General features: G+C 68.1%; 16 protein-coding genes and 1 pseudogene. 9 read left to right on the forward strand and 8 right to left on the reverse strand.

Annotated elements, in window-relative coordinates; translation table 11 throughout:
• Nucleotides 1-27: 27 nt before the first annotated feature.
• The 4 genes from EV192_RS51160 to EV192_RS56615 form a co-directional block, all read right to left on the reverse strand.
• The gene (locus EV192_RS51160) at nt 28-621 is read right to left on the reverse strand and encodes a hypothetical protein (RefSeq protein ID WP_207926954.1); all 594 of its coding nucleotides are present in this window, start codon (nt 619-621) and stop codon (nt 28-30) included.
• Nucleotides 622-884: 263 nt separating this feature from the next.
• On the reverse strand, nt 885-1346 hold the full coding sequence (locus tag EV192_RS51165; RefSeq protein WP_132126089.1) for a hypothetical protein: 462 nt from the start codon (nt 1344-1346) through the stop codon (nt 885-887).
• 379 nt (nt 1347-1725) lie between these two features.
• Nucleotides 1726-2103 carry a hypothetical protein gene (locus EV192_RS51170; RefSeq protein ID WP_132126090.1) on the reverse strand — a complete coding sequence of 126 codons (378 nt, stop codon included), beginning with the start codon at nt 2101-2103 and terminating at the stop codon, nt 1726-1728.
• A 207-nt stretch (nt 2104-2310) separates the two neighbouring features.
• Nucleotides 2311-2568, reverse strand: a complete 258-nt coding sequence (locus EV192_RS56615; RefSeq protein ID WP_243727614.1) for a DUF5988 family protein — start codon at nt 2566-2568, stop codon at nt 2311-2313.
• A gap of 223 nt (nt 2569-2791) precedes the next feature.
• On the opposite strand from EV192_RS56615, the gene EV192_RS51175 reads away from it, so the two are divergent.
• Nucleotides 2792-4432: an NsdA family TPR-like regulatory protein gene (locus EV192_RS51175; RefSeq protein WP_132126091.1), complete on the forward strand. Its 1641-nt coding sequence runs from the start codon at nt 2792-2794 to the stop codon at nt 4430-4432.
• Here the strand turns inward: EV192_RS51175 and EV192_RS51180 are convergent.
• Nucleotides 4419-5705, reverse strand: a complete 1287-nt coding sequence (locus EV192_RS51180) for a 4-hydroxy-3-methylbut-2-enyl diphosphate reductase (RefSeq protein ID WP_165961035.1) — start codon at nt 5703-5705, stop codon at nt 4419-4421. The genes EV192_RS51175 and EV192_RS51180 overlap by 14 nt on opposite strands.
• Before the next feature lie 484 nt (nt 5706-6189).
• On the opposite strand from EV192_RS51180, the gene EV192_RS51185 reads away from it, so the two are divergent.
• The 7 genes from EV192_RS51185 to EV192_RS51215 are packed head-to-tail and all read left to right on the forward strand — an operon-like array spanning nt 6190 to nt 22776.
• A complete protein-coding gene (locus tag EV192_RS51185) occupies nt 6190-7560 on the forward strand; it encodes an acyltransferase domain-containing protein (RefSeq protein ID WP_165961036.1) in 1371 nt (456 codons plus the stop codon).
• On the forward strand, nt 7557-12266 hold the full coding sequence (locus EV192_RS51190) for an SDR family NAD(P)-dependent oxidoreductase (protein ID WP_132126094.1): 4710 nt from the start codon (nt 7557-7559) through the stop codon (nt 12264-12266). Before EV192_RS51185 ends, EV192_RS51190 begins: the two co-directional genes overlap by 4 nt.
• The gene (locus EV192_RS51195; RefSeq protein WP_132126095.1) at nt 12263-12805 is read left to right on the forward strand and encodes an acyl-CoA thioesterase; all 543 of its coding nucleotides are present in this window, start codon (nt 12263-12265) and stop codon (nt 12803-12805) included. Before EV192_RS51190 ends, EV192_RS51195 begins: the two co-directional genes overlap by 4 nt.
• Nucleotides 12802-14379 carry a cytochrome P450 gene (locus tag EV192_RS51200; RefSeq protein ID WP_132126096.1) on the forward strand — a complete coding sequence of 526 codons (1578 nt, stop codon included), beginning with the start codon at nt 12802-12804 and terminating at the stop codon, nt 14377-14379. The genes EV192_RS51195 and EV192_RS51200 overlap by 4 nt, the downstream gene beginning before the upstream one ends.
• A gap of 35 nt (nt 14380-14414) precedes the next feature.
• Nucleotides 14415-15761: an acyltransferase domain-containing protein gene (locus EV192_RS51205; protein ID WP_132126097.1), complete on the forward strand. Its 1347-nt coding sequence runs from the start codon at nt 14415-14417 to the stop codon at nt 15759-15761.
• Nucleotides 15758-21616, forward strand: coding sequence for an SDR family NAD(P)-dependent oxidoreductase (locus EV192_RS51210; protein ID WP_132126098.1), 5859 nt, complete (start codon nt 15758-15760; stop codon nt 21614-21616). The genes EV192_RS51205 and EV192_RS51210 overlap by 4 nt, the downstream gene beginning before the upstream one ends.
• A complete protein-coding gene (locus EV192_RS51215) occupies nt 21613-22776 on the forward strand; it encodes an acyl-CoA dehydrogenase family protein (RefSeq protein ID WP_132126099.1) in 1164 nt (387 codons plus the stop codon). The genes EV192_RS51210 and EV192_RS51215 overlap by 4 nt, the downstream gene beginning before the upstream one ends.
• Before the next feature lie 60 nt (nt 22777-22836).
• Here EV192_RS51215 and EV192_RS57630 read toward each other — a convergent pair.
• A pseudogene (locus EV192_RS57630) lies at nt 22837-23160 on the reverse strand (IS982 family transposase); the annotation flags it as partial.
• A gap of 83 nt (nt 23161-23243) precedes the next feature.
• Between EV192_RS57630 and EV192_RS57075 the strand changes: the two are divergent.
• Nucleotides 23244-23501: a transposase gene (locus tag EV192_RS57075; RefSeq protein ID WP_132126100.1), complete on the forward strand. Its 258-nt coding sequence runs from the start codon at nt 23244-23246 to the stop codon at nt 23499-23501.
• A gap of 161 nt (nt 23502-23662) precedes the next feature.
• Here the strand turns inward: EV192_RS57075 and EV192_RS51230 are convergent, their stop codons facing one another.
• Both EV192_RS51230 and EV192_RS51235 read right to left on the reverse strand, forming a co-directional pair.
• A complete protein-coding gene (locus EV192_RS51230) occupies nt 23663-24484 on the reverse strand; it encodes a zinc-binding dehydrogenase (RefSeq protein WP_132126101.1) in 822 nt (273 codons plus the stop codon).
• Nucleotides 24485-24514: 30 nt separating this feature from the next.
• Nucleotides 24515-25882, reverse strand: coding sequence for an NACHT domain-containing protein (locus tag EV192_RS51235; protein WP_243727615.1), 1368 nt, complete (start codon nt 25880-25882; stop codon nt 24515-24517).
• Nucleotides 25883-25928: the final 46 nt, after the last annotated feature.

A 25928-nucleotide genomic window follows, 5' to 3' on the forward strand; every position in this document is an offset into this window, starting at 1 on the left:
CGGGATTCGTTGCGGCGTAGGCCAAAGCTATACGCGATCTTGACCAGGGTCGCGTCCCGGAACGGGGGTAACCAGCCCTTTCAGCTCCGATCGCGGGCCTTCGTCACCTGCTCGTCGGCGTAGTCGAAGAAAGTCCTGCAACTCGTCGACGGTGAACGCGCGCTTGTTCGGCCGCGACTCGGTCTTCTGGACATGCGCCGCGGTGTCCCACTCGTGCACCACCTGGATCGGGTGCGTGCCGAACCGCTGCTCGCACACCGAGATCCAGTCGTAGGCCAGGTCGGCCACGTATGCGCAGAACGAGCGCAACGCGTCCTGGTAGGACCGCAGGGTTGAATGCGCGCAGGCGCGCACCGCCTGCAGGTCGCCGAACCACTCGTCGGCGTGCTGCGGTGTCCATTGCCAGGGGAACGCCCCACCGGTGTGCTCAACGAACGCGCGTAGTCGACCTGCTCGCTTCTCGATCGTCGACAGCGCCAGGTTGCGGGCCAACTGCTGGTTGCGCCAGCCGACCAACATCTCCTCGAACACCTGCTCTTCCGTGCGCAGCAGTGCTACGCCGTCGACCAGGTGCAGCCGGGCGGAACCCGGAAACCGGTCGCCTTGACCTGCCACGGTCACGCTCCGTCGTTCGCGTTGGATGCGAAGCGGTGTCCATAGTGGCTGATCAACGCCTCACTCGGCATCACCCCCGCTGCCAGGCCCGGGGCACGCACGTGGGCGGCCGTGCTCAGTTGCGGCCAAGACCGAGGCGAAAAACGCCCTCATCATCGCGGACGCTGCCTGGGCGATGCCGCACACTCTGCGGGCGATCGACGGCGAGGACGAGACAATCGCCCGCCGCGTCCGCGGCCCTATGCGCTTCGAGGACGGCATGACCGCGGTCAGCGGCTGCCGAGCGATTGGTCTCCCGGTTCACCGAGCAGCATGTTGTCATAGATCAAATTTCCCACGGTGAAGCACACCCAGATTCCAAGATTCACCTTGTTGTCCAAGGACTTGAGGAGTTCGTCTCCCACACACACAGGGCATCCGCCGTGTTCGTCCGTCACTCCGAGGTAGTCCACACCGGCTCGCCTTCGCTTCCTTGTGATGGCGTTGAAGAACCGTGTCTCCCATGGAATCTGCTTCTCGTTGAGGTCAACGCCACCCACGTTCGACCGGTCGGCCGTAAGGAACACGTCCGCGGTCAGCTTCCACGTGCCGTCCACGTAGCGCCCGTGTCCGGTCCCGTCGCTGCCCAGTTCGGGGAACGCGCCCGGCACGCTCCCTCGAACCTCCAGGGTGGGACGTACGCGGTCCAGTAGTTCTTTCTGCTTTCGTCGACAGTGCTCACGATCAACCACGGCGCCGAGTCCTCGTCGACCAGATGTCCGAGCGCGCCCGCGAGATGAGCACCCGGGCCGGGGTACATCCAGACCACGTTGGCCATGCCTGTCCTCCACCGCAATCAACCGAACCCGTGTGGGTGACCCGACCCAGTCAACCGTCGCAGAACGGCGGCGAGGCCTGAGTTCGGCGGTGACATTGTTGAATCTCGGGGGGTGTTGAACGCTGTGCCGATGGCTGCGTCGCCTGCCTCACGGGAGTGAATTCGCTGTCAGGTGAGGAGAACTCCCAGGTCGATGCGCTGTACGCGGCACATGAGCCGGATGCGGGGAAGGTGGTGGTAGCTGATGCATTGTGATCACCCGGACCGGCCAGCTTCTCCAATCGCCGCCCGCCCTACGGGTCACCTTGTGCAACAGGGGCACGATCATCCAGACAGGCTCTCAACCCCGTCAGCCACGGTGACATTCGAGCGGCGCATGGTGCCAATGCCGGAGATTCACGTGGGTGCAACCGCGCGGTCTGGCTCGCCAGCGGTGGCGGCCCACCGGGCGAACACCCGGTCGGCGCGGGGAAACAGCGCCCGGCCAGCCAGGCGAACCGGTAGCCGGCATAGCGTTCGCGTTCCGCGTCGTCGCGGAGCAGCCCGTGTCGTTCAGACCAGTCGACCAGGGCCACGTGGGTCGCTTGCACGTCGGGGTGGAGGCCGGCCGTCCAGGGCAATGCGAACTCGGGCAGGACGATCTGGTCGAAGCCGGTGAGATCATTTCGCATGCCGCCCCCATTTTTTAGGCGTGTCCTGGCAGATGTGTCCGGGCCCGATCGCGGGAGAAGGAGCGGGGAACCGTGGCTGCCACGGGAGAAGTCCGCTTCCGCCAGTCCACAATGGCGGAACCGCGGTCGCCAGCACTCCGCCGAATCGGTGCTTTCTCCGGCGCCGATTTCTACCAACAGCCCGTGATACTCGCCGGCAGGTATCGACTATTCGGCGATCGCAGTACTGTAGGACCATCGGAAGACTGGCACCTGCTGGCCGTCGACGGTCTCAACCCCGTCGGTGCGCTCGAAATGCTCATGCCGCCCGTAGTGATCGACCGTCACCCGAGCCGGCATCGCTACGGCAGACACTCGGCAGACCCCAGCCAACCCTCGCGGGCCGCCCTCCAACACAATCGTCGCGGTCGACGCCCGGGACAATGTCGCGGCGCGTCCCGTTGAGGCCTCACTACTGGTCGTCATCAGTATCACCCCGTACAAAGCCGCTGATTCCGTTGGGAAGTGCCGTCGAGTCGGACGACCGTGCCGGTAAAGATTCGTACCCGCAAGGAGACTCTGTTCGGCGCTAGCTGTCCCGGCGCCGGCACGCCACTATGGGACCAGTAAGCCATACGGTGTCGCCAGCGAACACCGCCGCGTGTTGACGGCATCGTCAAGTGTCGTACCGATCTTAACGTGAGAGATCATGGATCCCCGGGCACAGCTTGACATGCCGGACTCGGACCGATCGGGTGAACGCCTGCGCGCGTTGCTGGACCGGGTGGGGTGGAGTGGGGCCGCGCTGGCGAGAGAGGTCAACCAGATTGGTACGGAGTCGGGCCTACCGCTCCGGTACAGTCGGGCGTCGGTGGCGCAGTGGCTCGCGGGCGTGCGTCCCCGCCCTCCGGTGCCGGAGTTGATCGCCGAGGCGTTGTCCCGCAAGGTCGGCCACCCGGTGACGCCGGCCCAGATCGGGTACTGCGATGGCCATGACGGGGGTTGGCAGTCGGAGGCGGATCCGGTGGAACAGCTTGTGACACTCGCGGGTGTTCAGCGGAGACAGGTCATGCGGGCGGCGGTGTACAGCCTTGCGGCACTGTCGTTCCCCCGGTGGGTCGACGCGATCACCGCGCCGGTGACAGTGGCGGACGACGCATCCACGCTGCGGGTCGGCTGTGGTCAGGTGGAGGCGGCGGACGCGATGCTGCGGAAGTTCTCCGCCGTGGATGCCGAGTACGGTGCCCGCGCCACGCGCAGGGCGACAGCGGACTACCTGGCCACCACGATCAGTCCGTGGCTGCGCGCGCCCGCCACCGATCAGACACACCGCGCCTTGGTCGCGGTCGCGGCGAAACTTGCCTATCTGTGCGGTTTCCTCTGTGTGGACGACGAACTTCCCGGCATCGCACAACGTTACTATCACACCGCGCTGCGCATGTCGGCCGAAGCCAACGACCCGGCAGGTTACGCGACCACGTTGCGAGCGATGTCAGTGCAGGCGTACACGCTCGGCCACTACACGCACGCCTTCGACTTGGCGGAGTCCGCCCAGACAACCGGTGCCGCCGTTGCGCCGTCGAGCCGGGCATTCCTGGTCGGCCAGCTCGCGTTGGCCGCTGCGGCCACCGGGGACCGCTATCGCGCCATCGACCACCTGCGCACCGCCGAACATCTTCTCGACCGTGCCGGCGACGACTCGGCGGCCCTTGGCGTGCACCACCAGTCGTCGATGGCCCATCAACGTGCCGCGGTCCGGGCATGCCTGGGCGACCGGCCCGGCGCGATCACCGCGCTGCGCCAGTCGATCCGGTATCGACCGGCCACCGAACGGCGCTCGCGTGCCATCACCCTGGCGTCCTTGGCTGACTTGCAGTTGCGGCAGGGGCACCTGGAAGATGCCGTGGCGAGTTCGCATCGATTCCTGGACGACTATCCCTGCCTGGGCAGTGGCCGCGCTGACTCGGCGTTGGCCACGCTGCGCGCGCGGGTACGCCCGTTCGCCAGCAACCCGAGCGCGGCGACGGTGCTGCGTCGGGCAACGGCCCTGCACCAGATGGCGCGGTGGGGATCGGAGCATAGTGACGGTGCTACACGGGTGGTCAACCCCTTGACCACCGAACCTCATTCTGAAACAGGACCGGCGAGTCTCACCGACGCGGTGGCGGATCTGCATGACGCGATGGCCGCGACGGAGCGCGCGCGGGAACGGTTAGTCGATGCGCTGCGCGCCGAGCATCAAACCGGCACGAGTGCCAACCGATTGGCCGCGGTCGCGGCTGGGGTGATGTCCCGGCCGGTGGTCCTGCGTGCGCTCAAGGGCGGCGACACACCCGTCAGCCGATCGTGAGTGCCGGACGCGGTCCCGGGCCGGTCAGGGAGCCCAGCGCGGTCACGTAGCTGTCGACCGCCCGGCGGACCACCGACAGCGGTCCAAGCCCGGACACGGCGGTCGCGATCTGCTCGACCACGTGCGGCGCAGCCGACAATGAGCTGGTCAGGCCGACGCACCAGGCGGGAGCCAACCACTGCGGCTGGATATCGTCGGGACACGCGACCACCCGTACAGCGGGACAGCCGCTGGCCCGTGCCTGATCGGCCACGCTCGCCGCGTCCGGGCAGTCGCTGGCACCGGCGACCAGCAGCAGGTCACAGGCCCGGCCGAGGCTCGCGATCGCCTCGGCCCTGTCTGTGGCCGCGTAGCACAATCCGTTCGGATGCTGGGCGCGCGAGGCCGGGAACCGGGCACGCAGAGCGGCGATCATCGGGGCGGCCTCGGCGACCGGGAACCCTGGCGCCACTAGGTAGGACAACCGGTCCGGATCGCTGATCCGTACGCGGTGCACGTCGGCGACTGTGGTGACCAGGTGGACGCTTTCCGGTGCCTGCCCGATCAGGGCATCGACCAGCGCGTGATCAGCGTGCGCGATCACCACCACCTCGTCGCCCCGACGGACGAACCGCCGAACCTCCGCGTGCGCCCAGGCCACCACCGGGCAGGTAGCGTCCACAACGGACATTCCGCGGGCGACGGCCTCGGCGCGCACGGCCAGCGACACCCCATGGGCGGGGAACACCAAGGTAGCGCCATCCGGTATCCGCGCCAACTCGGTGCCGCTGAGTGCGCCGCGACGCCGCAAGTCCTCAAGCGTATGCTGTTCGGCCACCATCGATCCGTACACGAAGGCCGTGTCCCCGGCCGTCAGGATCTGCCCAGCCATCTCCGTCGTGCGCATCGCGCCTGAGCACACCGGCGGCACCGCGGCCAGCAGCATTCGCCGCGTGCGCAACACCGACGACCACTCGCGCATCACCTCGCTCATCGCAATGGTCGCGGCCGAGTCGTCATGGTGGGCCGCGGCGCCGAATCCCACCGCCTGCCCTTCCTGGTCCAACCAGCTCGTCACGTCAAGCATCGAGTCCCGCTCACCAGGTCCTGGGGCGTTGAACTCGTCGTACCGCACAGGGATCCCGCGCCGCCGCAACGCTCCGCTCACCAGGGACGCCGCCGCGCACCGGACAGGGCCTCGCGTCGGGTGCTCAACCTGATGCGCCACCACGACCTCACCTGGCAGTACTTGCGTGGTCGTGGCCAGCCGCTCCCGTAGAACGCTCCGATTCATCGTCAAACCTCTCCTCATGGTGAATATCGCGCCTGCCCAAGTCAGCAGGCGGCCAGGATGAAGACCAACGACCACGTCCACTATCCGGTGTCGACCAACGCGGGGCCAGCAAAAGCATTCGCTCAGGGGAACCCCGAACGGGGGCGAACACGCTCCGCAGTCAAGATCGGCCAGGAGTTTGACAACTCGGATTCCGCGCGGCGGTGTACGGCGGGAATCTTCTCGGGCTGGACTGGTGACGCGAACCCGTCAGGTAGCAGGACGCCGAGCGAGTCGACGCCCGGACAGCCCACGAGGAGGTGGACGCGGCTGGTATCGCGCGCAGCCATCGCCAGTCTTGCCGTGCCAGCTCGGCCGACGGCCGGCTGCAGTGTTCTGCCTGTGGTGCGAGCCGAGGCAATCGTCCAGCGATCCGATGTGGACAGCGATCTCGACATGGTTCGGGCAGACCAAACTACGCTTCGACGATTCGAGGAGCATCGCGATGGCACATGGTGTCCTCATCCAGTTCCCAGGTTTAGGTGGTTACACGCCGGGCATCCTCGCCCAGATGGTCACGGACGCACCACGTCTCGCCGCGATCCTGGCCGACGTCGACCAGGTCGCCGCGGCCTACCGGATCGGCTCGGTGTCGGCACCACTGACCGATCCGGCCGGTCCGGCCATCGAAGAACTCGCCCAGACGCCGACAGTGCTGCACTTGGCATCCTTCGCCTCCGCATATGTGCTTTACCAGGCGTTGCGCGACAAGGGAATCGACGGCGATGTGCTGTTGGGCCAGAGCACCGGCGAGATCACGGCACTGGCTGCCGGCGGTGCACTGAGCGTCCCGGATGCGGCCCGGGTGTTGTGCGAACGTGAGATCGCACTCGAGGAGACGGGCATTCTGGGCGGACTGGTCGCGGTGCGCGTCGGCTCCGCACGCGCCCAGCAGTTGTGCGGAGCTGCGGGCGGCTGGTCGCTGCAGGTGTCACTGTCGAACTCGCCTGAGCAGAGCGTGATTTCCGGGACCGAGCCGGAGCTGCCGCGGCTGGAGGCGGTGGCGCGGGCCGCGGGCGTCCAGGCAACCCGGCTCCTGGTGCGCTATCCGCATCACAATTCCGCGCTGCGGCCGGCCGCACACCGGGTCGCGGCGGCGACCGCGTCCTATTCGATCGGCGATCCACTCGCGCGGGTGTACTCCCCCATTCTCGGCCGCTTTGTCGCCGACGCCGCGGACGCGCGCCGCATCGTCGACCGGCATCTGACCGATCCGGTGGACTACCTGGGTGCGATCCGGACACTGTACGACAACTTCGGCGTTCGCGAGTTCCTCGAAGTCGGAGTCCGTTCGGTGCTGGCCCACTCCGCTCGCGAAACCCTGCCTGCCGGAACCACTTTGCTGAGCGCGCCGCCGAATGCTGTTGACGCACGGCAGATCCTGGACGTTCTGACTGGCGCGGCGACTGCGCAGCTCCCGCCCCGCCTGCCTGTCCAGACGATCTCCACGCACGCTGCGGAACCGGCCGCATCGCACCCCTCGCCGGCAGTCAACGGCTCCGCTGTACAGCAACCCACTCCAGCGACGAACGGCACTGCCACGCTCACCCTTCCGCACCGTACGGCGCTGCTGGCCCGCCTGCGAACCATCTTCGCCGAGGCTCTCGGCTACCCGGAGGACGTCTTCACCGACGACGCCCACCTCGAGGCCGATCTCGGCATCGCCTCGGTCAAGAAAACCGAACTGCTGGTCCGCCTGCTCGACGAGTACCACCTGCCGACACCACCGGCACAGGTGCGTCTGCGCGACTACACCACGCTCCCCAAACTCGCCGGACTCATCGAAGCACTCGCCGCCGATGGGGACGCCGCATGAACACCGCCTCCGCCAGCCGAGACACCGTCGCCATTGTCGGCATCGGCATGGTCGCGCCCGGAGTCGACGGCCCAGACGACTTCTGGCGGGTCCTGAACACGACCACGAACACACTGCGAGAACCCGAGCACTTCGACGTCACCAACTGGTTCGACACCGACCGATCGGCACCGGACAAGACCTACGCCCGTGTCTCGGGATTCCTGCACGATTTCACACCGCATCCACGCCTCGCGGAAGAACAATCCCGGGGCTACTGGGATGGCGCGGACCAGACCACACTCCTGCTACGCCACAGTTTGCTGCAGGCCATGGACACCGTCACCGTCCGCCCGCACGATCGCTGCGGGGCCTACGTCGGCGCGCAGCCGGGCGGGCTCGCGCTTGAAGACGCGATTCTGCTGGCCACGGCAGCGCACGCCCTGGGTTCACGATCGGGCGAACGGTGGCGCGCACACTATCCGCACGCGCCCGAGCGGACTGTCGATGCCTTCCCCGACCGGATGCTGCGTACGGCATGCCGGGATCTGCTACCGGAGGACAGTGACCTGCTCGTTCTCGACACGGCTTGCTCATCCTCGTTGTACGCCATCGACTTCGGTGTCAAGAGCCTGCTGGCCGGTGAGCGGGACGTGGTGTTCTGTGGTGGGGCCATCGTGGGCTCGCGCCGTGACCTCGTACTGTTCGCGAAACTGCACGGGCTAGCGCCCAACGGTGAAGTCCGGGCGTTCGACGCCCATGCCGCCGGGACGTTGTTCGCGGATTCAGCGGCGGTCGTCGCCCTGAAACCACTCGACCGCGCGCTCGCCGACGGTGACGAGATCCTCGGGCTGCTGGGCGGATTCGGCGCAGCGACCGACGGCCAGGGCAGTCTGCTCGCGACATCGCCGGTGGGCCAACGTCTGGCGTTGGAACGTGCCCACGCCGCCGACCCCACCACCGCCGACACGGTCGAATGGATTGTCGCGCATGGCACCGGCACCATGGTCGGCGACGACGTGGAGCTTGAAACGCTCACCGACGCGCCCGGATCCGGTCGGTTGTGGTGCACCTCGAACAAACCGCTGATCGGGCATGGCGCGTGGGCGGCCGGCGCGATCAACATCATCCACGCGATACTGGCCATGCGGCACGGTGAAATCCCCGCAGAACAGTACTTCACAACGCTGCGCGACGGGGTGCGGACCGACCGTGTCACCATTCCCAAGATTCCGGTTCCGTGGCCGGCTCGCACTGACCGCCGTCGGCTCGCCGGTGTCTGTGCCTACGGCCTCGGCGGCACCAACGCTCATCTCCTCGTGCAAGCTCCGGATCCGGGATTTGCGCCGCTCCGATCAACTGGACCGAACACCGTTGACCCGCATGACGATCCGATGGTGCTGATCGGCACCTCGGTGCAGTTTCCCAGTGTCACGTCACCCGCGGATATCGCCCGCTGGCTGCGCGGCGAGGGATCCGTTCCAGCCCCGTCATTCGGCGAGGAGTATCCGTTACCCCCCTTCAAAGAACTGCGGATGCCACCGGTCAACGCGCGCAGCATCGACCGCACTCATCTGATGGCACTCGCCGCCGTACGGAACTTCGTGGCCGAACACGGCGAGGTCTGGGACGAGATCCGGGAGCGCACCGGGGTTTTCACCGGACATACGGGCCCCGCTCGCTGCATGGCCGAGTACACCATCCGAGTGGGCGCGGACGATCTGCACGCCGCACTGCGGGAAGTGCCGAACGTGACCTCCGAACAGCTGCGGCGGCTGGACGACACACTGGCAGCCCTGCGCGCACGGCTGCCCGAAGCCAACGACTGGAGCATGACGGGACAGCTCACCAACATCATCGGCGCGACCGTGGTCAATCGGTACCGGCTCAACGGCGCGGCGATGAATGTGGACTGCGGCCGGTCGTCCACCCAGGGGGCGCTGCATGCCGCCGAACGCTGCCTGCGCTTCAAGGAGTTGGACTTCGCCCTGGTGATTGGCGTCAACGGGCACAGCACCGAGCTGATGGCGGACCTGAGCGGAATCAGGGACGAGGAACTCGGCGAAGCGGCCGTGCTGCTGGCGGTCACCCGCAGGTCTGTCGCGGAACGCAACGGCTGGCCGGTACGCGCAGTCGTGCGCACCGACTCGAGTCGGGCCGGGCGGCACACAGGGATGCCAGGCGCCAAAGGTCGCTGCTACTTCGGCGCCGACGGCGCACTCGCCGTACTACGTGCCCTGGAAGACAGGCACGCGGGGTCGATCGTCCTCCGTAACCTGGACCCCGGTCCCCGTGTTGAGATCGAGCCAATGCCGTCGCACACCGGAACAGCCGCGCTGCCGGACCGTTCGGTGGTCGTGCTGCGCCGCGTGGATCCGCGACCTGGCGGTACCCGGCAGCCCGCGATCAAACCTGGCACGCTGATCGTGACCCACAGCGCCGATATCGCTTCGCAACTCCAACTCCTTGCCCGAACGGCTGGTTCGTGGGTGCTGTGCACCGATCAGGCAGCTGCCGGGAACCACGGAATCACCACGGCGAACGGCGCCGATCCGCGGGCCGCCGTCGACGCCGCAGTGGTGGGCGGCGGTATTGAGCATGTACTCGTCGTCGCCTCGGCGCGCGTCGCCGCCTGGCCCGCTCCGCCGTCGCCCGAACTGCTGGCACTGCAAGAACACGTGCTGGCCGCCACCGCGGCCCTCGGCGAGCAACCCGCGCCCGCCAGCACGGTGACGGCTCTGCTGCTGGATCCGTTGCGCCACAGCGTCATCCATCCACATCTCACGCTGATCACCGGGTTTCTGCGCAGTCTCGCGCACGAGATCCCGAACCCGGTCCACGCGGTGGTCACCGACGCCGCATTCGGCACCGGCATCGAGCAGCTCCGCACGGAGTCAGCCCAACCACGCGACCGCACTGTCGTGTACTACCGCCAAGGACTGCGCTACCTCGAACAGCTGTGCCCCGCACCGCTTCCCGCGAATCGCCAGGCGGGTCCACTGCCGTGGCGGGACAATCCGGTGATCGTCGCGACGGGCGGCGCACGCGGAGCCACCGCAGTGGTGGTAACGGCATTGGCCGAGCGGACGCACCCAGCGGCACTGTGGCTGCTGGGCACCACGCCGATCGACGATCCGCCCGACGACCTGTGCGAGGCGGCCGACCACGAGCTCGCCCGGCTGCGGTCGGAGTTCCTCGCGCGCGAGCGGAGACTCGATCCGCTCGCCACGATCATCGCCCTCAACAAGCGTTTCGACACTCTGCTGCGAGGCCGCGAGATCCGCAGGACTCTCCGGCGGCTGGAGCGACTGTGCGGGGCCGACAACGTCCACTACCTGGTCTGTGACGTGCGCGACCGCGAACAGGTGATGCACGCGGCGAAATCGGTGTACGCCCGACACCATCGCGTCGACCTGCTCATCCACGGCGCGGGACGCATCCGGTCCGCCGACGTCGCCCACAAGTCCCTCACCGATTTCCGGGAGATCCGTGACATCAAGGTGGCGGGCTACCACACCCTGAAGGAAGCCTTCGCCGACCCGGCTCCGGCGCTGTGGTGCAATTTCGGCTCCGGCAACGCCCTGCTCGGCTGCGCGGGCGACACCGACTACGCCGCCGCGAACGAATACCTTTGTGCCGCGGCAAGATACAGTGACGACAGCGAGTTCACCCCGGCCTGGGGACTGTGGTCGGAAACCGGCATGGTGCACAGCGTCGCCGAGCATCTGAGCCAGGAACACGGGTTCACCGGAATACGCAACACGCAAGGCGCGCACCTGATGCTGTCGGAACTCGCGGTGCCCCGTCCCCTGGATCCGGTTGCCCTGTACGGTGTCGCGGACGCCTGGGGACACCACGCCGATCCGGTCGGGCCCCTGCTGGGCGAGCCGGACAGCGCCGGGATGTGGACCTGGCGGCCCGACCCGGTCCGCGACTCGTACCTCGGCGAACATCTCATCGACCGCCGGCCGGTCCTGCCCGCGGTGATGATGCTGTCGATGGCCGCCGAGGCAGCACTGCGGACGCGGCCCGGATCGCACGTCACCGCCTTCCGCGACGTGCGGATCGACGCGCCGGTCTACACCGACGTGCCGGCCGCCGGATGCCGGATCACGACCGAAGCCGTTGCGCCTGAGGCTGTTCGGGTCGAACTTCGCTCCGATGTGGTCATGCCGGACGGGCGGGTACTGGTGCGCGACCGGCTGCACTGCCGCGTCGATGTCGACCTCGGCGAGTTCGCGCCCCCGCCACCAGCACCGTCCATACCGGACATGCCCGAACTCGCCGACGACCCCGCGGTCCGGCCCGACGTAGCCGCGCAGCTCACCGGTGTCTGGCGCACCATTCATCACCCCGCGAGCAACGCCACGGGCGCTCGCGCCCGCTGCCGGCCGCATCCCGAACCGCACAGCGTGTTCGCGCGGCTCCCGATCCCGGCGCTGCTGCTCGACTCGACGCTCCGGCTCTTCGGGTACCCACCACTGCCCGACGGGCGCCAGATCATGGCGGTCCCGGGTGCTGTCGCGCGGATCGACTTCTTCACCGCCGACACCGACGTCGTACTCGCCGAACGGTATCCGGCGGGCCTGGACCTGTCCTACGACGTCGCGGGGCGCCGGGCCGTCGCGGTCGCCGACGGCCGAGTCCTGATCGCCGTCACCGACCTGACCATCCACACCGTGGACACCGTCCCCGCGGACATCCCCTACCGGGAGTGGCACGAATGACCATCCTCGAGGAGCCCGTCGTCCGGACCGCCCCGCTGCCGCCGGAAACCCCGTGGTTCACCATCGAACACACCGTCACGGCCGGCGACACCAGCGCCGTCGGCCCGGTCTACTACGCCCGCCTGATCGACTGGCAGGGCCAATGCCGCGAACGCGCCGGCATGGCCGGCGCACCCCTGTTCAGCAGCGATATCTCCGGCGACTACGCGATGCTGACCCAGTCCTGCTCCTGCGAGTACTTCAAGGAGCTCTACTACGGCGATCTCGTCGCAATCCGGCTCACCGTCCGCTGGGTGCGGCTGCACCTGATGAAGGCCGAATTCCGTTACCACCGAATCGATGTCCCCGGCCAGCCTGACGGCGACCTGGTCGCTCGCGGCGAACAGATGTGGGCAAGCGCCTCATTGGTGGACGGCCACTACGAACCCTGCCCGTGGCCACGCGAAATGGCCGACTGCGCAGCCCAGTTCGGCGCCGACCTCAGCCGCGCCCAGATCCAGGACCCACCGAACTATCGAGAGCGGAGGACCCAGCGATGACCACCGTCGACCAGCCGGCCGCCACCACACCCGTCGAGGAACTGCCGTTGGCTCCGCTGACCTGGCGCAGCGCCTGGCGAACGGTGGACACGGTGTTGTCGTTCGCAGCCCTGATCGACGACCCCGGCCTCCGGATGCGCGACACCGGCGAGATCTTCCGTCTCGCCGTCCCCCGGATGCCGAATCCGTTCAAGGCGCTCATCACCGAGTCCTTTGTCGACGGTTTCGCCGGCGAGACCGTCATCATCACCTCACCCCGGCTGGTCCGCGAGCTGTACAGTCTGCCGCCCGGCCAGCTCAACTACGAGGACTGGAAGAAGTTCCTGCTCTTCCTGCTCGGCGCGCAGAGTCCGTTCCTGGTCGGCGGGCGCGATCACGTCCGGATACGCCGAGCGCTCGCCGCCGAGCTGACCCCCGCCCAGGTCGAGCACTATCGGGAAGGCAGCGTGGCACTGCTCGACGACATGATCGACGCGCTCCCGCTCGACACCCCCGTCGCCCTGCACGATTTCTTCACCCGGTTCACCCAGGACGTGATCCTGCGGGTCGTGTTCGGCTGGGACTGCCGTGATCTCGACGAACTGCGGGATTTCCTCTACGAGGCCAGCAAGTACTACATCAAACCGGGCGGACGCCGGCTGGGCGGATATATGGTCGCCAGCATGTTCTCGCTGCGCCGCGGCTACCTTCCCGCGGCTGTCTCGCTGCGCCAGGACATGCCGTCACGAGTGTTCTCGCCGCGTGGTTATCGGCTGCGGAGGCGCTCCGACGAGCTGATCTACCGGAAGATCGCCGAACAACGCGCCCACCCCAACGACAGTGTCGCGTCGCGGCTCATCGGGTACGGCGCCCGGGAGAACCCCGCCTGGACGGACAAGCGGCTGCGCGACATCATCGCCACCCTGCTGATAGCCGGTCATGACACCTCCGTGGTCGCCTACTCCTGGGCGGCCCAGTACCTGCTGCACAATCCCGGCCCCCGGCAAAAGGTCATCGCCGAAGCCCGCGCGGCCGTCACCGACCGTTACGCCCAGGCGGCCAATACCGAGGCGCTGCGCATGGTGTCGCCGGTCACCGCCCTGGTTCCGTTCTCGAACACGCAGGACATCGCCGTGGGCGGTTATCGCATCCGCAAGGACACCTTCGTCTTCGTGCCGATCACCGCCGTGCACCACAACGAAGAGCTGTACCCCCAGCCCGAACAGTTCCGCCCGGAGCGATGGCTCGAGGGCAAGCCCGACCGCTGGGGCTTCGTCCCCTTCGGCGTATCGGCCCAGCCCCACCGCTGCCCCGGCAGCACGTTCTACCTCACCGAGGCCAGCATCGTCACCCACCGCCTCTTCGGCCGCCTCGACCTGGAACCCTGCTTCCCCCGGGTAGACCACGCCCGCTACGTGATGGCCACCCTGAACCGGCCGGTGGGCCAAACCGAGGTGATCATCCGCAACCGCCGTCCCGCCGCCGACGTGCCCTGGTACCGGCCTGGCCGCGACGAGCACATGAGCCCGCTCAAAGAGGCACTCTTGCCGCCCTCACCCGAACCCGGCCAACCAGCTCGTTGCCCGCACCGCTGACCAACGAGAACGTCAAGGGAAGAAGGAAACCTGAGATGAAGACGGTCTGGATGTTTCCGGGGCCCAGTGGCCATGTGGCCGGCGCGTTGGGTCAGTTGGTCGACCCCGAATCGGATCAGTTGTCGATCCTCAAGACGATCGACACGGTCGCCGACGAATACCGGTGGGGACCGGTGTCCCCGCTGTTGCTCGGTCCCGCGGACGAGACGACCGAGCAGCACGACGGACACTTGTGGCTCGGCTTCTTCGCCACTTCCCTGGTGCTGTCGGAGTTGCTGATCGACGCCGGCGTGGCGGGCGACGTGCTGATCGGGCACAGCGGGGGTGAGGTCAGCGCGTTGGTTGTCGCCGGGTGCATGACCGTGGAGGACGCGGCTCGGGTGCTGTGCGAGCGGACCTTGGCGGTGGAGGGCAACGGCTTGCCCGAGAGCGGCATGCTCGCTGTGGCGGCACCGGCCCGCCGGTTGGCGATGATGTGCGACGTCGTGGATGACAGCTCGCTGGCCGTTTCGGTCGACAACAGCCCCGACCAAGTCGTCGTCACCGGGCTGGTTTCCGGGTTGGAGCGGCTGGAGACAGTCGCCGCCGCGCTGGAGATCAAGACCCACCGGCTCAGGTTCGCCGCCGCTTACCACAACCCGGTCCTCGGCGGGGCGGCGCGGCGGCTCGCGGCTCGCGTCGGTGACGTTCCCGTTCGCTCACCACAGCGCCGCGTGTACTCCCCTCAACTGGGACGGACACTGGCCACCGCCGATGACGCCAGGGAACTACTGGCCGGGACACTGGTCCTGCCGGTCCGGTTCCGGGAAACGCTGCGAACCCTCTATGACGACGGCGCCCGCGTGTTCGTCGAGTGCGGGGCACGCCAGGTGCTCAGCGAACTCGTGCCGCACAACCTGCCCGCCGCGGCATCCGCGGTGCCGTTGCTGATCGGCAGGGCTCAGGCGCACGCCGTTCCGCGGCTGCTGAAGTCTTTGGCGGCAGAGCATCCCGCGTCGTGGCAGACAGCCTCCCTGCTCGTCGTCCCGGCGGCGCTGGACAACCCACAGCTCTCACTCGACGACCTGAAGCCGAACGCGCCCGACCCAGTTGCCGTGCCTGGCCCGGCCGAGGCTTCGGACGACCTGCCGGCGGAGCCGGAACTGCGCGACCAGATCCGGCACGCTTACGCCGATGTGCTGCGGTTCCCGGTCGAGATGGTCGAGGACGACACCGAGCTCGAAGGCGAACTCGGCATCTCGTCCTTGCAGCGGACCAACGTGTTCGTCCGGCTGCTCGACACTTACGGGCTGCCCACCCCGGCTGAGGAGGTGCAGGTCTTCACCTATCGGACGGTCGCCGACATGGCCGGGCTGCTGCGTGATCTGGCGGCCCGGCGATGACCGGTCGTCGAGCCCGTGACGCGTGCGTGGCACCGGTCGCGGTCGTCGGCTACGGCCTCGCGATCCCCGGTGCCAGTTCCCCGGACGAGTTCTGGTCGGTGCTGCACCAGCAGACCTCCCAGTTCGGCCCGCCCGAGCGGTTCGACATCGACGCCATGTCCGAGCCCGGGGAATCCGTCCCGGACCGGGTCGGGATCCGCGTCGGCGGCTTCCTCCGTGGCTTCCGTCCACACGCGAAGATCGCGGCCGAGCAAGGGCTGTGGCAGGACGGCGACGAGGAGTGCCTATGGCTACGGCACAGCCTTCTCCAGTGCCTGGACACCTGCGCGATGACCGACGGTGCCAGGGCGGGCTGCTATGTCGGTGCCTGGACCGGCGGGTCGATGGCGTTGGAGGACGGCCTGCTGTGCGCGTCCGTGGCGCGGGAACTGGCCGGGCGCCTGGCCGACGATGCTGTCGGCCGCCAGCGGCACGAGAAGCGGCTTCGTGATCTCCTTGCGGGGCACTTCCGCTGCGCACCGCATGACCTGCGGGAGGCGCTGCCGCACGAGATCGTGCGACGGGCCTTCACCGGTGTGCTCCCCGACACCACCGACTGGCTGACCGTCGGCGCGGCGTGCGCCTCCGCGCTGTACGCGATAGACCTCGGCATCCAGTCCCTCTACGAAGGCACCTGCGACGTGGCGTTCTGTGGCGGCGTCAACGGACTGTGCCGCGCCTTCACGTTGATGGGCGACAGGTTCCACGGCGTATCGCCGACTTCTGACGTCAGGAGCTTCGACGTGGCCGCCAACGGCACCGTGTTCTCCGACGGCGCGGCCGTACTGGCGCTGAAGCGGCTCAACCGGGCCGTCGCCGACGGCGACCGGATCCTCGGGGTGCTGAGCCGACCCGGGCTGTCCTCGGACGGCCGCGGCCGCGCCATCGCGGCGCCCAACCCCGCCGGTGTGCGCCTGGCGATCCAGCGCGGCTGGCAGGCCGCGGGGCTCGGTGACGCAGCTGTGGACTGGGTGGTGGCGCACGGCACCGGCACCCTCGCCGGCGACGCCGCCGAGATCGAGGTCCTGTCCGGGCAGACCGTCGCGGGCGAACTTACGTGTTCCAGCAACAAATCAGTGATCGGGCACACCGGCTGGGTATCCGGCGCCGTATCCGTCATCCACGTCCTGCTGGCCTTGCGGCACCAGACGATCCCGGCGCAGCAGCGGTTCACCGACCCGAACCAGGCGCTGGTCGGCACGCGGGTACACGTTCCACGCACCGCGTTCCCCTGGACCTCGCGCGCCGATCGGCCCCGCACCGCGGGAGTATCCAGCATGGGTATCGGCGGAGTGAACGGGCACGTTGTCGTACACGACCGGCTGCTTGGCGGCGAGCCGCTGCCGCCTGCCTTCCCAGCCGATGATCCGGTGGTGCTGGTCGGCTGGAGCGCCCGCGTGCCGGGCGAGGGATCGCGCCAGCGGCTGGAGGACTGGCTGCGCACCGGTACCGGCGCTCCCGAGCGCAGCTTCGGCCCGCACTACAGTGGACCTCCGGTCACCGTGTCCCGGCTCTCGCCGACAGTCACCGATGTGATGGACCGCGGACAACTTCTCGCCCTGGACGTCTCCGGCCGGTTCGTGGCCGAACACGGCGAACTGTGGGCCGATCTGCGGGACACCACCGGAGTGATCGGGGCGCAGTCCGGTCTGCCGCGTGCTCTGCACGACACGATGATCAGGGCGGGCAGCGCCGAACTGGCGAACCTGCTCTCCTCGGGGGACGATCACGAGGCTCTGTCCGCGTATCTGGACACTGTGCGGACCCGTCAGGGGGTCACCGAGGACAGCTTCACCGCCGCCACCCCAAGCGTCGCCGTGAACCGGATCGCCAACCGCTGGGACCTGCACGGCCCGATCATGACAATCGACACCGGGCCGGACTCGTCACAGTCAGCACTGCGCACCGCACGCCGCTATCTGGCCGACGGCCGCCTGGATCTGGTGCTGCTGCTGGCCATCAACGCCAACGCGGAACAGGAAGCCGCCTGGTGCTGCGGACGGCCGGAGGGGCAGCTCGCCGAGGGCGCGTTCCTGCTGGCCCTCGCCCGCGAGTCGTTCGCGCGTGAACGCGGCTGGACGATCGTCGCACCCGTGAACCACCCTGCGAAGCCGGCATCCGGCGACACCTTCGACTACTACGGAGCCCAAGGAGTCGTCGACCTCCTGCGCCGTGCGCTCGACGAAACGCTCGGCGCCGACACCCGCCGCTGGGCCACCAGCCTGCGGCGCACCGACCCCAAGGGCTACGCGGCGGCCGAGCCCGATCCGTTCGGCTCCCCGGCCGGTCTTCCGCGCCGTGGGGTGGTGCTGGTCGGGTCCGCTCTGCTCGCCGAACAGCTCGCCGAGCAGGCTCGCGAGGCAGAGACCCTGCTCATCAGCACCGATCCCCTGACCGACCCGCACCCGGCGAACGTGGTCGCCGAGCTGGCGGACGAGCGGGACGTGGCGCCACTGCTCAGCCGGCTGGACGCCTACGCCCCGCATCTGCGGGTACTGCTCCGTGTCCAGGACGCGACCCGTCCCTGGCCTGCCGAAGCACCCGAGCTCACCCGGCTGCTGGAAATGGCGGTGCTCTGTCTCAAGCGGCTGCACGTGCGAATCGCCGACGGCCAGGGAAGCGCGGCGGCGATCATCCTGGACCCGCTCGGCGAGTGCCTGCCGCATCCGGAAACCGCTCTGTTCACCGGATTCTTCCGTAGCCTCGCCCTGGAGCTGCCCAGGGAGCGAGTCTGCGCGCTGGTCACCGACGCCACCGTGAGCGACGCACTGGACCTGTTCGCGGCAGAGGCCACGACCGCACGGGACCGTTGTGTCGTGCACTACCGGGCAGGATTGCGCTACACGGAAGAGGCCAGTCATCGGCCACTGCCCGAAGCCCCGGATGGGGCAACGGCCGCGCTCGGCGAGCGGCCGGTGATCGTCGCGGCCGGGGGCGGTCGCGGCATCACCGCGGTCGTGCTCCGGGAGCTTGCCCGGCGCACACGCCCGACGGTGTGGATCCTCGGCCGCACGGATCCTAGCGAAGTACCCGACCACATCCTGTCCGCGGCCGACGCCGAGCAGGAACGTCTGCGCGCCCGATTCTTGTTGGGAGGACGGGAAACTGGGGAACGCCCGCTGGATCTGGCCCGCCGTTTCGAGCGGCACTGGCGGGCCCGAGATGTGGTGCACAACCTCCGGGAACTGCGGCCGCTGTGCGAAGTCCACTACGTACCCCGCGACGTGACCGACCCGGCGCAGGTCGAGCAGGCAGTCGATCGGATCCGCGCCGAAGGGCGCGCGGTGGATCTGCTGCTGCACAGCGCGCGCAGCCAGGAATCCGCGACCGTGCCCCACAAGTCCCTGGCCGGCTTCCGAGCCTGCGTGGCCGCCAAGGTCACCGCCTACCGCAACCTTCGCGCGGCCTTCGCCGACCAGCCGCCGCGCATCTGGATCAACTTCGGATCAGTGGTCAGCCTCCTCGGTCTGCACGGGGAAACCGACTACACCGCCGCCAACGAGTTCCTCGCCGCCGCGGCCCGCCACGAAAGCCGACGGCACAACACGACAGAACTCACCCTCGGCTGGGGGCTGTGGGAAGACAGCGGGGCCGCCGGCAACATCATGGCCCGCGAGCGGCTCACCGCCAACGGCCTGCGCTCCGGCATCACCGACAGCGAAGGCATCGCACATTTCCTGGCCGAGCTCGCGACGGGCCGCCCGGCCGAAGCCGCCCCCGTCTTCGGCCCGGCGGACCAGCTCGCGGCGTCCGGGTTCACCCCGGCCGGCATCGACGGCCCGGCGCAGCAGCGCTTGCTCGGCGAACCTAACGAACGTTCGCAAGGAAGCGCCGAATGGCGATGGTGCCTGGACCCGGTCCGGGACCGCTACCTGACCGAACACCTGGTGGGTGGGCGTCTCGTCCTACCCGGCGCGGTAATGGTGGCGATGGCGGTCGAGACGGCCCAGTGGCTGCTCCCCGACAGGGCGGTCAGCGGCCTGCGCGACGTCTCCTTCGAGGACTTCGCCTTGGTGGACGCCCACATTCCCGGTCCGACCAAGTACCGGATCCGAGCCGAGGTCACCGACCTGCATGCGGTCACGGTCGAGATCCTGTCCGACATCGTCGACAACGCCGGCGTGGTGCGGCGCCGCGACCGCCGGCACGCACGTCTGGTGGTGGTCACGGGAACTCCAGTGCCGCCAACCCGATTCGGGGAAAGCAGTGGGTCCATAATGGAGCCCACGCCGATTTCGGATCCCTACACGTGGCCCGGCGCCCCGATCCTGCTGACCGGCGTGTTCCGCAACGTGATGGACCTGTCCGCGAGCGCAGAGCGGGCACGCGCCCGCTGGCAGGCAGTCCCGGCGCCGCTCGACGCGATCAGCCACACCCAGGTGCCGGTCCTGCTGTTCGACGCGTTGCTGCGGCTCGTGATCGTGCCGCGCAAGGACGGCTCAGTCCAGCTGAAGGTGCCCGTTCGCATCGCCCGGATCGACCTTTTCGCTCCAGGGTCCGACGCGGAACTCGCGGCCCGCCATCCCAGCGGCGTTCTCCTGCATCGCCAAGAAAGCGCCGACAAGGCCGTGTACACCGCGACCACTCAGGACGGCCGGACCCTGCTGGCAGTGCACGGATTTCACGCCGCCGACTACGGCGCGCCGGTATCGCCACCACCACAGATCGGAGTACCTGTCCCCATGACCAGCGGGTTGTACGCGGCTTCGGTTTCAGACTCCCACCCGTCGACGGCACCGGAACCCCCGAACGAATTGCCCTACTACGAGTGGACCCACATGGTGACCTTCGGCGACACCAGCGCAACGGGCATCGTCTACTACGCCGAACTCCTGAACTGGATCGGCCACTGCCGCGAACAATGGGCGTTCCAGGTCTTCCCCGAGTACATGCGAGGCCTGGCCACGGGCAAGACCCTCATGCTCACCAACTCCGTGCATCTGGACTACCTCGGTGAGATGTGGCCCAACGACCAGGTCATCGTCCGGATGTCCATCCCCTGGCTGCGCATGCACTTCATGTGCGGCACCTTCCGCATCTACCGGCACACCACGGACGGCCCGCGGCTCGTCGCCACAGGCGAGCAGACGTGGGCGAACGCCAAACCCGGCGCCGCGGGCGAGATCACCCCGACCGGGTGGCAGCCCGAGGTGATCCGCGGCCTGACCGCCATGGGGACCGACATCTCCCGGGCCTGGACCGCGTCGGCCAAGCCCGATCCCGGCCCCAGCGACGGCCCCGAGGCCGCCGCCCTGGCGTTCGCGGCCCGCAAGGCGCTGCACTGGATCCGCTGCTTCGACCTCGACCGCGACGACATCGTCCACCGCGCGGATCTGATCCTCGCCGCCGACCGGTATGCCGCCGTCGCCCACCTCACCGGCGACTCCGACCTGGCCGCGCAGTTGCGGGCCTCGCTCCACGAAGTCTGGGACGCTGCGCTGTCACCCAACGGCGTCTTCGACAAGACGGGCGTCGGCGTCCAGGACCTCCTCGGCCGGATCGGCACCATGTTCGCCGACCCGGACGATCCCGGCATCGCCGCGATCATGCGTCACGGGACGCTGTGTTTCGAGGTGTTCGACCGCGACCAGGACGGCCTCGTCAGCGAGGGCGAGTACGCCTCTGTGATGCACCAGGTCCTCTCGGTACCCGAAGAGTTCTCCATCACCGCCTTCCGGCACGCCGACCAGGACGGCGACCGGCAGATCACCGCGGCGGACTGGACACGGCTGTTCACCGAGTTCTACACCGGCACGGATCCGGAATCGCCCGCCGCCAACATGCTCGGCCGCGTCCAAAGGCCCACCGTCCCATGAGGCCGGCCAGCACCGGGACACGGTTTCTCGACGAGGTACGAGAGTACGTCCGGCAGGACCTGATGCCCAGCCATGCCGAGGCCGGTGAACCGCCCACCCCGGCCCAGCGGGAGTTCCACCTGCGCGGGCTATCGAACTGGTGGCTGCCCGAGAAGTACTACGGCAAGGGCCTGAGCTTGTCGGAGAGTGTCGACGTCGTCTCCGAACTCGCCTACGGCGACGCCGGCTCGGCCTTCACCCTGTTCATCTCCATCCTGGGCAGCACCATGGTGTCCCTGTTCGGCGCCGAGGATCTCAAGGACCGAACTCTGCGAAAGACGGGCACCTCCGGCGGCTTCTCCGCGACCCTCGGCACCGAACGCAAAGCGGGCAGCGAACTCGGTGACATCGCCACGGTCGCGACCCACACCAGCGGCCAGATCACGATCAACGGCGACAAACTGTTCGCGACCAACGCCGACTTCGCGGATTTCCTCGTCGTGATCGCCCGCTCCACCGAGAACCGACTCGAACATCTGGCGATCGTCGTGCCCCGCGAGACTCCCGGGGTGCGAATCGTGAAACGCTGGAAGACTTTTGGTCTGAATTCGGCAGCCACCTACCAAGTGTCCTTCGAGGACTGTCGAGTCCCAGAGGCGCACGCACTGCGCGGTCCCGGTCTCCTTCTCCTCGAAGTCGGACTCAACGCCAGCCGGATCCTGATCGCCGCGACCGGCCTGGGCCTGTCGCGACGAATCCGCGACATGTGCCTCGACTACGCCCGAACCAAACAGCTGCGCGGAACAAGCCTCCTGGAGAATCCAGTCTTCGCCGCCAAGATCGGCCAGATGGAAATGCAGATCGACGCCATGCGCAACCAGTGCCTGGCCGCCGCTGCCGAGTTCGACACACTGGCCACACGCGACGACGGCCCAGCGGAACTGCTCAGCCGAGGCGCACTACGCTCCGCCGTGGCCGCCAAGATGTTCTGCGGCCAGACCGCCTGGCAACTCGCGGGCATCGGCTCGGAGATGCTGGGCGGGCTCGGCTACACGGACGAAACAGTCGCCGGAAAACTCCTACGCGACGCTCGATACATCTCGCTGGTCGAAGGCGGAGACGACGTACTCAAGGACCTACTCTACCGACGCTACGCCAAGCCATCAGCCAAACGGCGATGACCTGCCGCGATGGTCAACACACCAGGACTCCTGAAGTGGTGGTCCGCTCCCGTCCAGCCTGGCCGGTACCCAGGTGACCGGCAGGCCGGACGGGTGCGGACCAAGTGCAGGCGCAGTCCCCAGGCAGAACCGGGAACGCAGCAGTAGCGGTAGCCGGCCAACTCGGAGCGGCGGGCGGTGCCGCGGGAACGGCCCGGAGTGGAGTCGGTGATCCAGGTCGTGTCAGCCCAGAGATCGGTGTCGAGCGCAAGCATGCGGACCACGCGTTTGAGCAGTGGGACTGCGGCGCGCAGCCGCTTGCTATAGCCGGATTGCCTCGGCGGGTATGGGAAGGTGGCGGGGTGGGAATCGAAGCCAGCGTGCTTCCGGGGTAGTGCCTAGCAGGGGCAGCAATTCGTGAGGAACGGTAGCTGGCTGATGGTCCGTACTGAGGCGGGGTCCGGCAACGCCTGGCTGAGAAGATCCCGGTGACCCGGATCCTGGCCAAGATCCGCGGACGAAGGTACACCGGCAGCGCCAGCCTGCTGGTGCGCTACTTCAACCAGGGCCGCGCCGCCCCCGAGCGCGTCGCGCCCACACCACGCCGTCTGGTCTCCTGGCTCATGACCCCGCCCTACAGCAACGGACCTGCCGAAGGTGTCAACGCGAAGATCAAGCTGCTCAAGCGTCAGACCTACGGGAGGACCAGTTTCTCCTTGCTGCGCAAGCGAATACTGCCCAGCTAGTGACTACCGGAGTCCGACAACTGACCCAGGTCGACGACCATGCGGACACTACGGCTTCGGCGCCGCACATCAAGTTGATCACGCAATCACGGACAGAGCCAAAATTTGACGGACCCGGAAGGGTTGACTTACGAAACTCATTCGTGGGTATTCCGCGTTTGTCATGTGGGGTTGGTGATTCGGCATAGTGGGAAGTAGCTGTCGACCATGCCGTGGGTGTGGGCGTCGGCGAGTTGGGGGATGTGGTCGTAGTCCCAGACCGCGTTGGGATCGTCGTCGGCGATCCATCCGGTGTGGTTCTGGTATTCGCGGATGGCGGGGCTGTCCTGGTGTCGCCATACGTGGGTGTGGACGTGCAGGTGGCGTTGGATGCATTCGCTGGCACGGACCGACCGCAGGTGCATGCCGGCTTTCCAGCCGGCGGTGGTGATCACTCCTTGCCGGGCGAGGGCTTTGAGGGACGCTTTGTGCAGTCCGCCGCCGATGTGGTCGATGAGGATTGCCACACCGCGACCGTTGGACAGCTCGTCGATCACCTTGAGGAACTCGGCTTCCGAGGCGCGGTAGCGGTCCTTGTAGTCAGGGTCGGTCCGGTAGCGGTGTTCGTCGTGGTCGAGATCGGGAAAGCGGCGGTGGTCAATCGGGATGATGCCGTGCCGCCGGATGAGGTCGAGTCGTGCGTCACGCCCTGCGGCCATGGCGGTGGTGAATCCGGCCTGGTGGGCGAGTTGGGCTTCGGCCATGGAGACGCCGCCTCCCCAGGCGAGTACGAGCCGCTCAGCGGGGTCGGCGTCGGGCATCTGGGCGCGCCAGCAAGCGTGGGCGACACGCCAGTTGTCCCACATCAGAGCTGTGGACGACGCACTCAGTGATGCGAAGCGTGGCGGTAAGAACCGCACCGTGACCTCCGCACCCGCCGACCCGGACCAGCCCAGCGAACACGTCAGCGAGTCCTGACACGGCAATGCGTGGTCGTTCGTCACGCCGTTGGGGTTCCGGCGGGGTGGTGGCGTCTATCGGACGTGTTCGACGGTGATGGCCCGGGATCCCCGAAGGTTGCCCCCGAAGTGCAAGGTAGCGGGTTGGTTCTGGTCGGCAGGCGGTGTAGGGGTCGAGTGTGGTGGGTGGCGGTGCTGGCATCTTTGATGCGGGGATGGCCGAGATGGCCCGAGCCCGACCGTGAGGCTCCGGGCGAGTCCGACCACGGAACCGAACACGAGCGCGGCCGGCACGACCGCGAGACTGTTCGCGAGCCCTACGGTGAACATCATGTAGAGCCCGACCACCAGCCCGATCACGAGCGCGGCGACGGAGCCAGCGACGAGCGCGACCCGGCGGGTCGCGGCACGGCCCAGTTGCCACCAGGCGAGGTCGCGGCTGCCGATCACGGTCAGATGGTGAGCGAGGAAGGCCAGCCACCTCTTGGCGTCGGCTGGATCCCAGGCACGCCGGGGACAGAACGGGTGTTCGTCGCCCCCGTCGCCGGGTGGGTTGGCGCGGATGAGGGCCTCGACCAAATGGTCGAGGAGATGCTCGATGACCGAGTCGGCGGTGGGGAAACGGCTGGTGTCGCATAGTTCGGCGGGACTGGTCCGGGTGTCGACGTAGACCTTGCGCAACAGCCACAGCGCCAACGGAGTGGACAGCGCACGCGTGACGGGAGTCTGCCGGTCGCCGTTGACCGCGGCGAGCAGGTCCCGCCAGTCGCTGCGGCTCCGCGGTGGCAGGCAACCCGTGACGTACGCGGCGGCGTCGGCGGGCATGAGGGGACCGGGTTCGATGACTGCCCCTGCGGTGAGCACGTCCCCTCCCGGCGCGGCCACGGCCGCCTCGTACTCCGCTGTCCGGCAGGTAAGGACGAGGGGGTCGGTGGCCACCTCGTTCAGCCGGACAATGATCTTGGGGCCGGTCTGTGCCGGTAGCTCGTCCAAACCGTCCAGGATCGGCAGGATCCGGTGCTGGGTCACCAGCGAACGGGCAGCGTCCGGGCCGAAGGCGCCGGCCCGCAACGCGGGGTAGTCCTCAGCCAGCCGGCGTGACATCCATTCGTACAGAGACTCGGCGACGGGGTGCCAACCGGACATCGACACCAGAACGGGAACCGGGTCGTGCGACTGTGGGTGATCCAGCAGTTCGCGGACCAGCAGCACGGCCAGCGTGGTCTTGCCCATCCCAGGTTCCCCGACGATCACCAGCCGTCGCCGTGTCAACCTGCGGAACTCCGTGGCCGTGTCGCCGATGCGATCGGTCCGGCCGGTGAATCGAGGCCGGCCTCGGCGGATCAGCGACCGCAGCGGATTTGTCCTGGCGATGTGCTCGGCGCGGTCCACTACGTCGAGCTCGGTGAAGTGCCACCGCACCTGCAGCCAGGACGGCCACACGTCGACCGACCCCCCGCCGGGTCGATCGAGGCAGCCCAGCGCCTCG

The organism is Actinocrispum wychmicini (assembly GCF_004345645.1).
Taxonomy (GTDB): domain Bacteria; phylum Actinomycetota; class Actinomycetes; order Mycobacteriales; family Pseudonocardiaceae; genus Kibdelosporangium; species Kibdelosporangium wychmicini.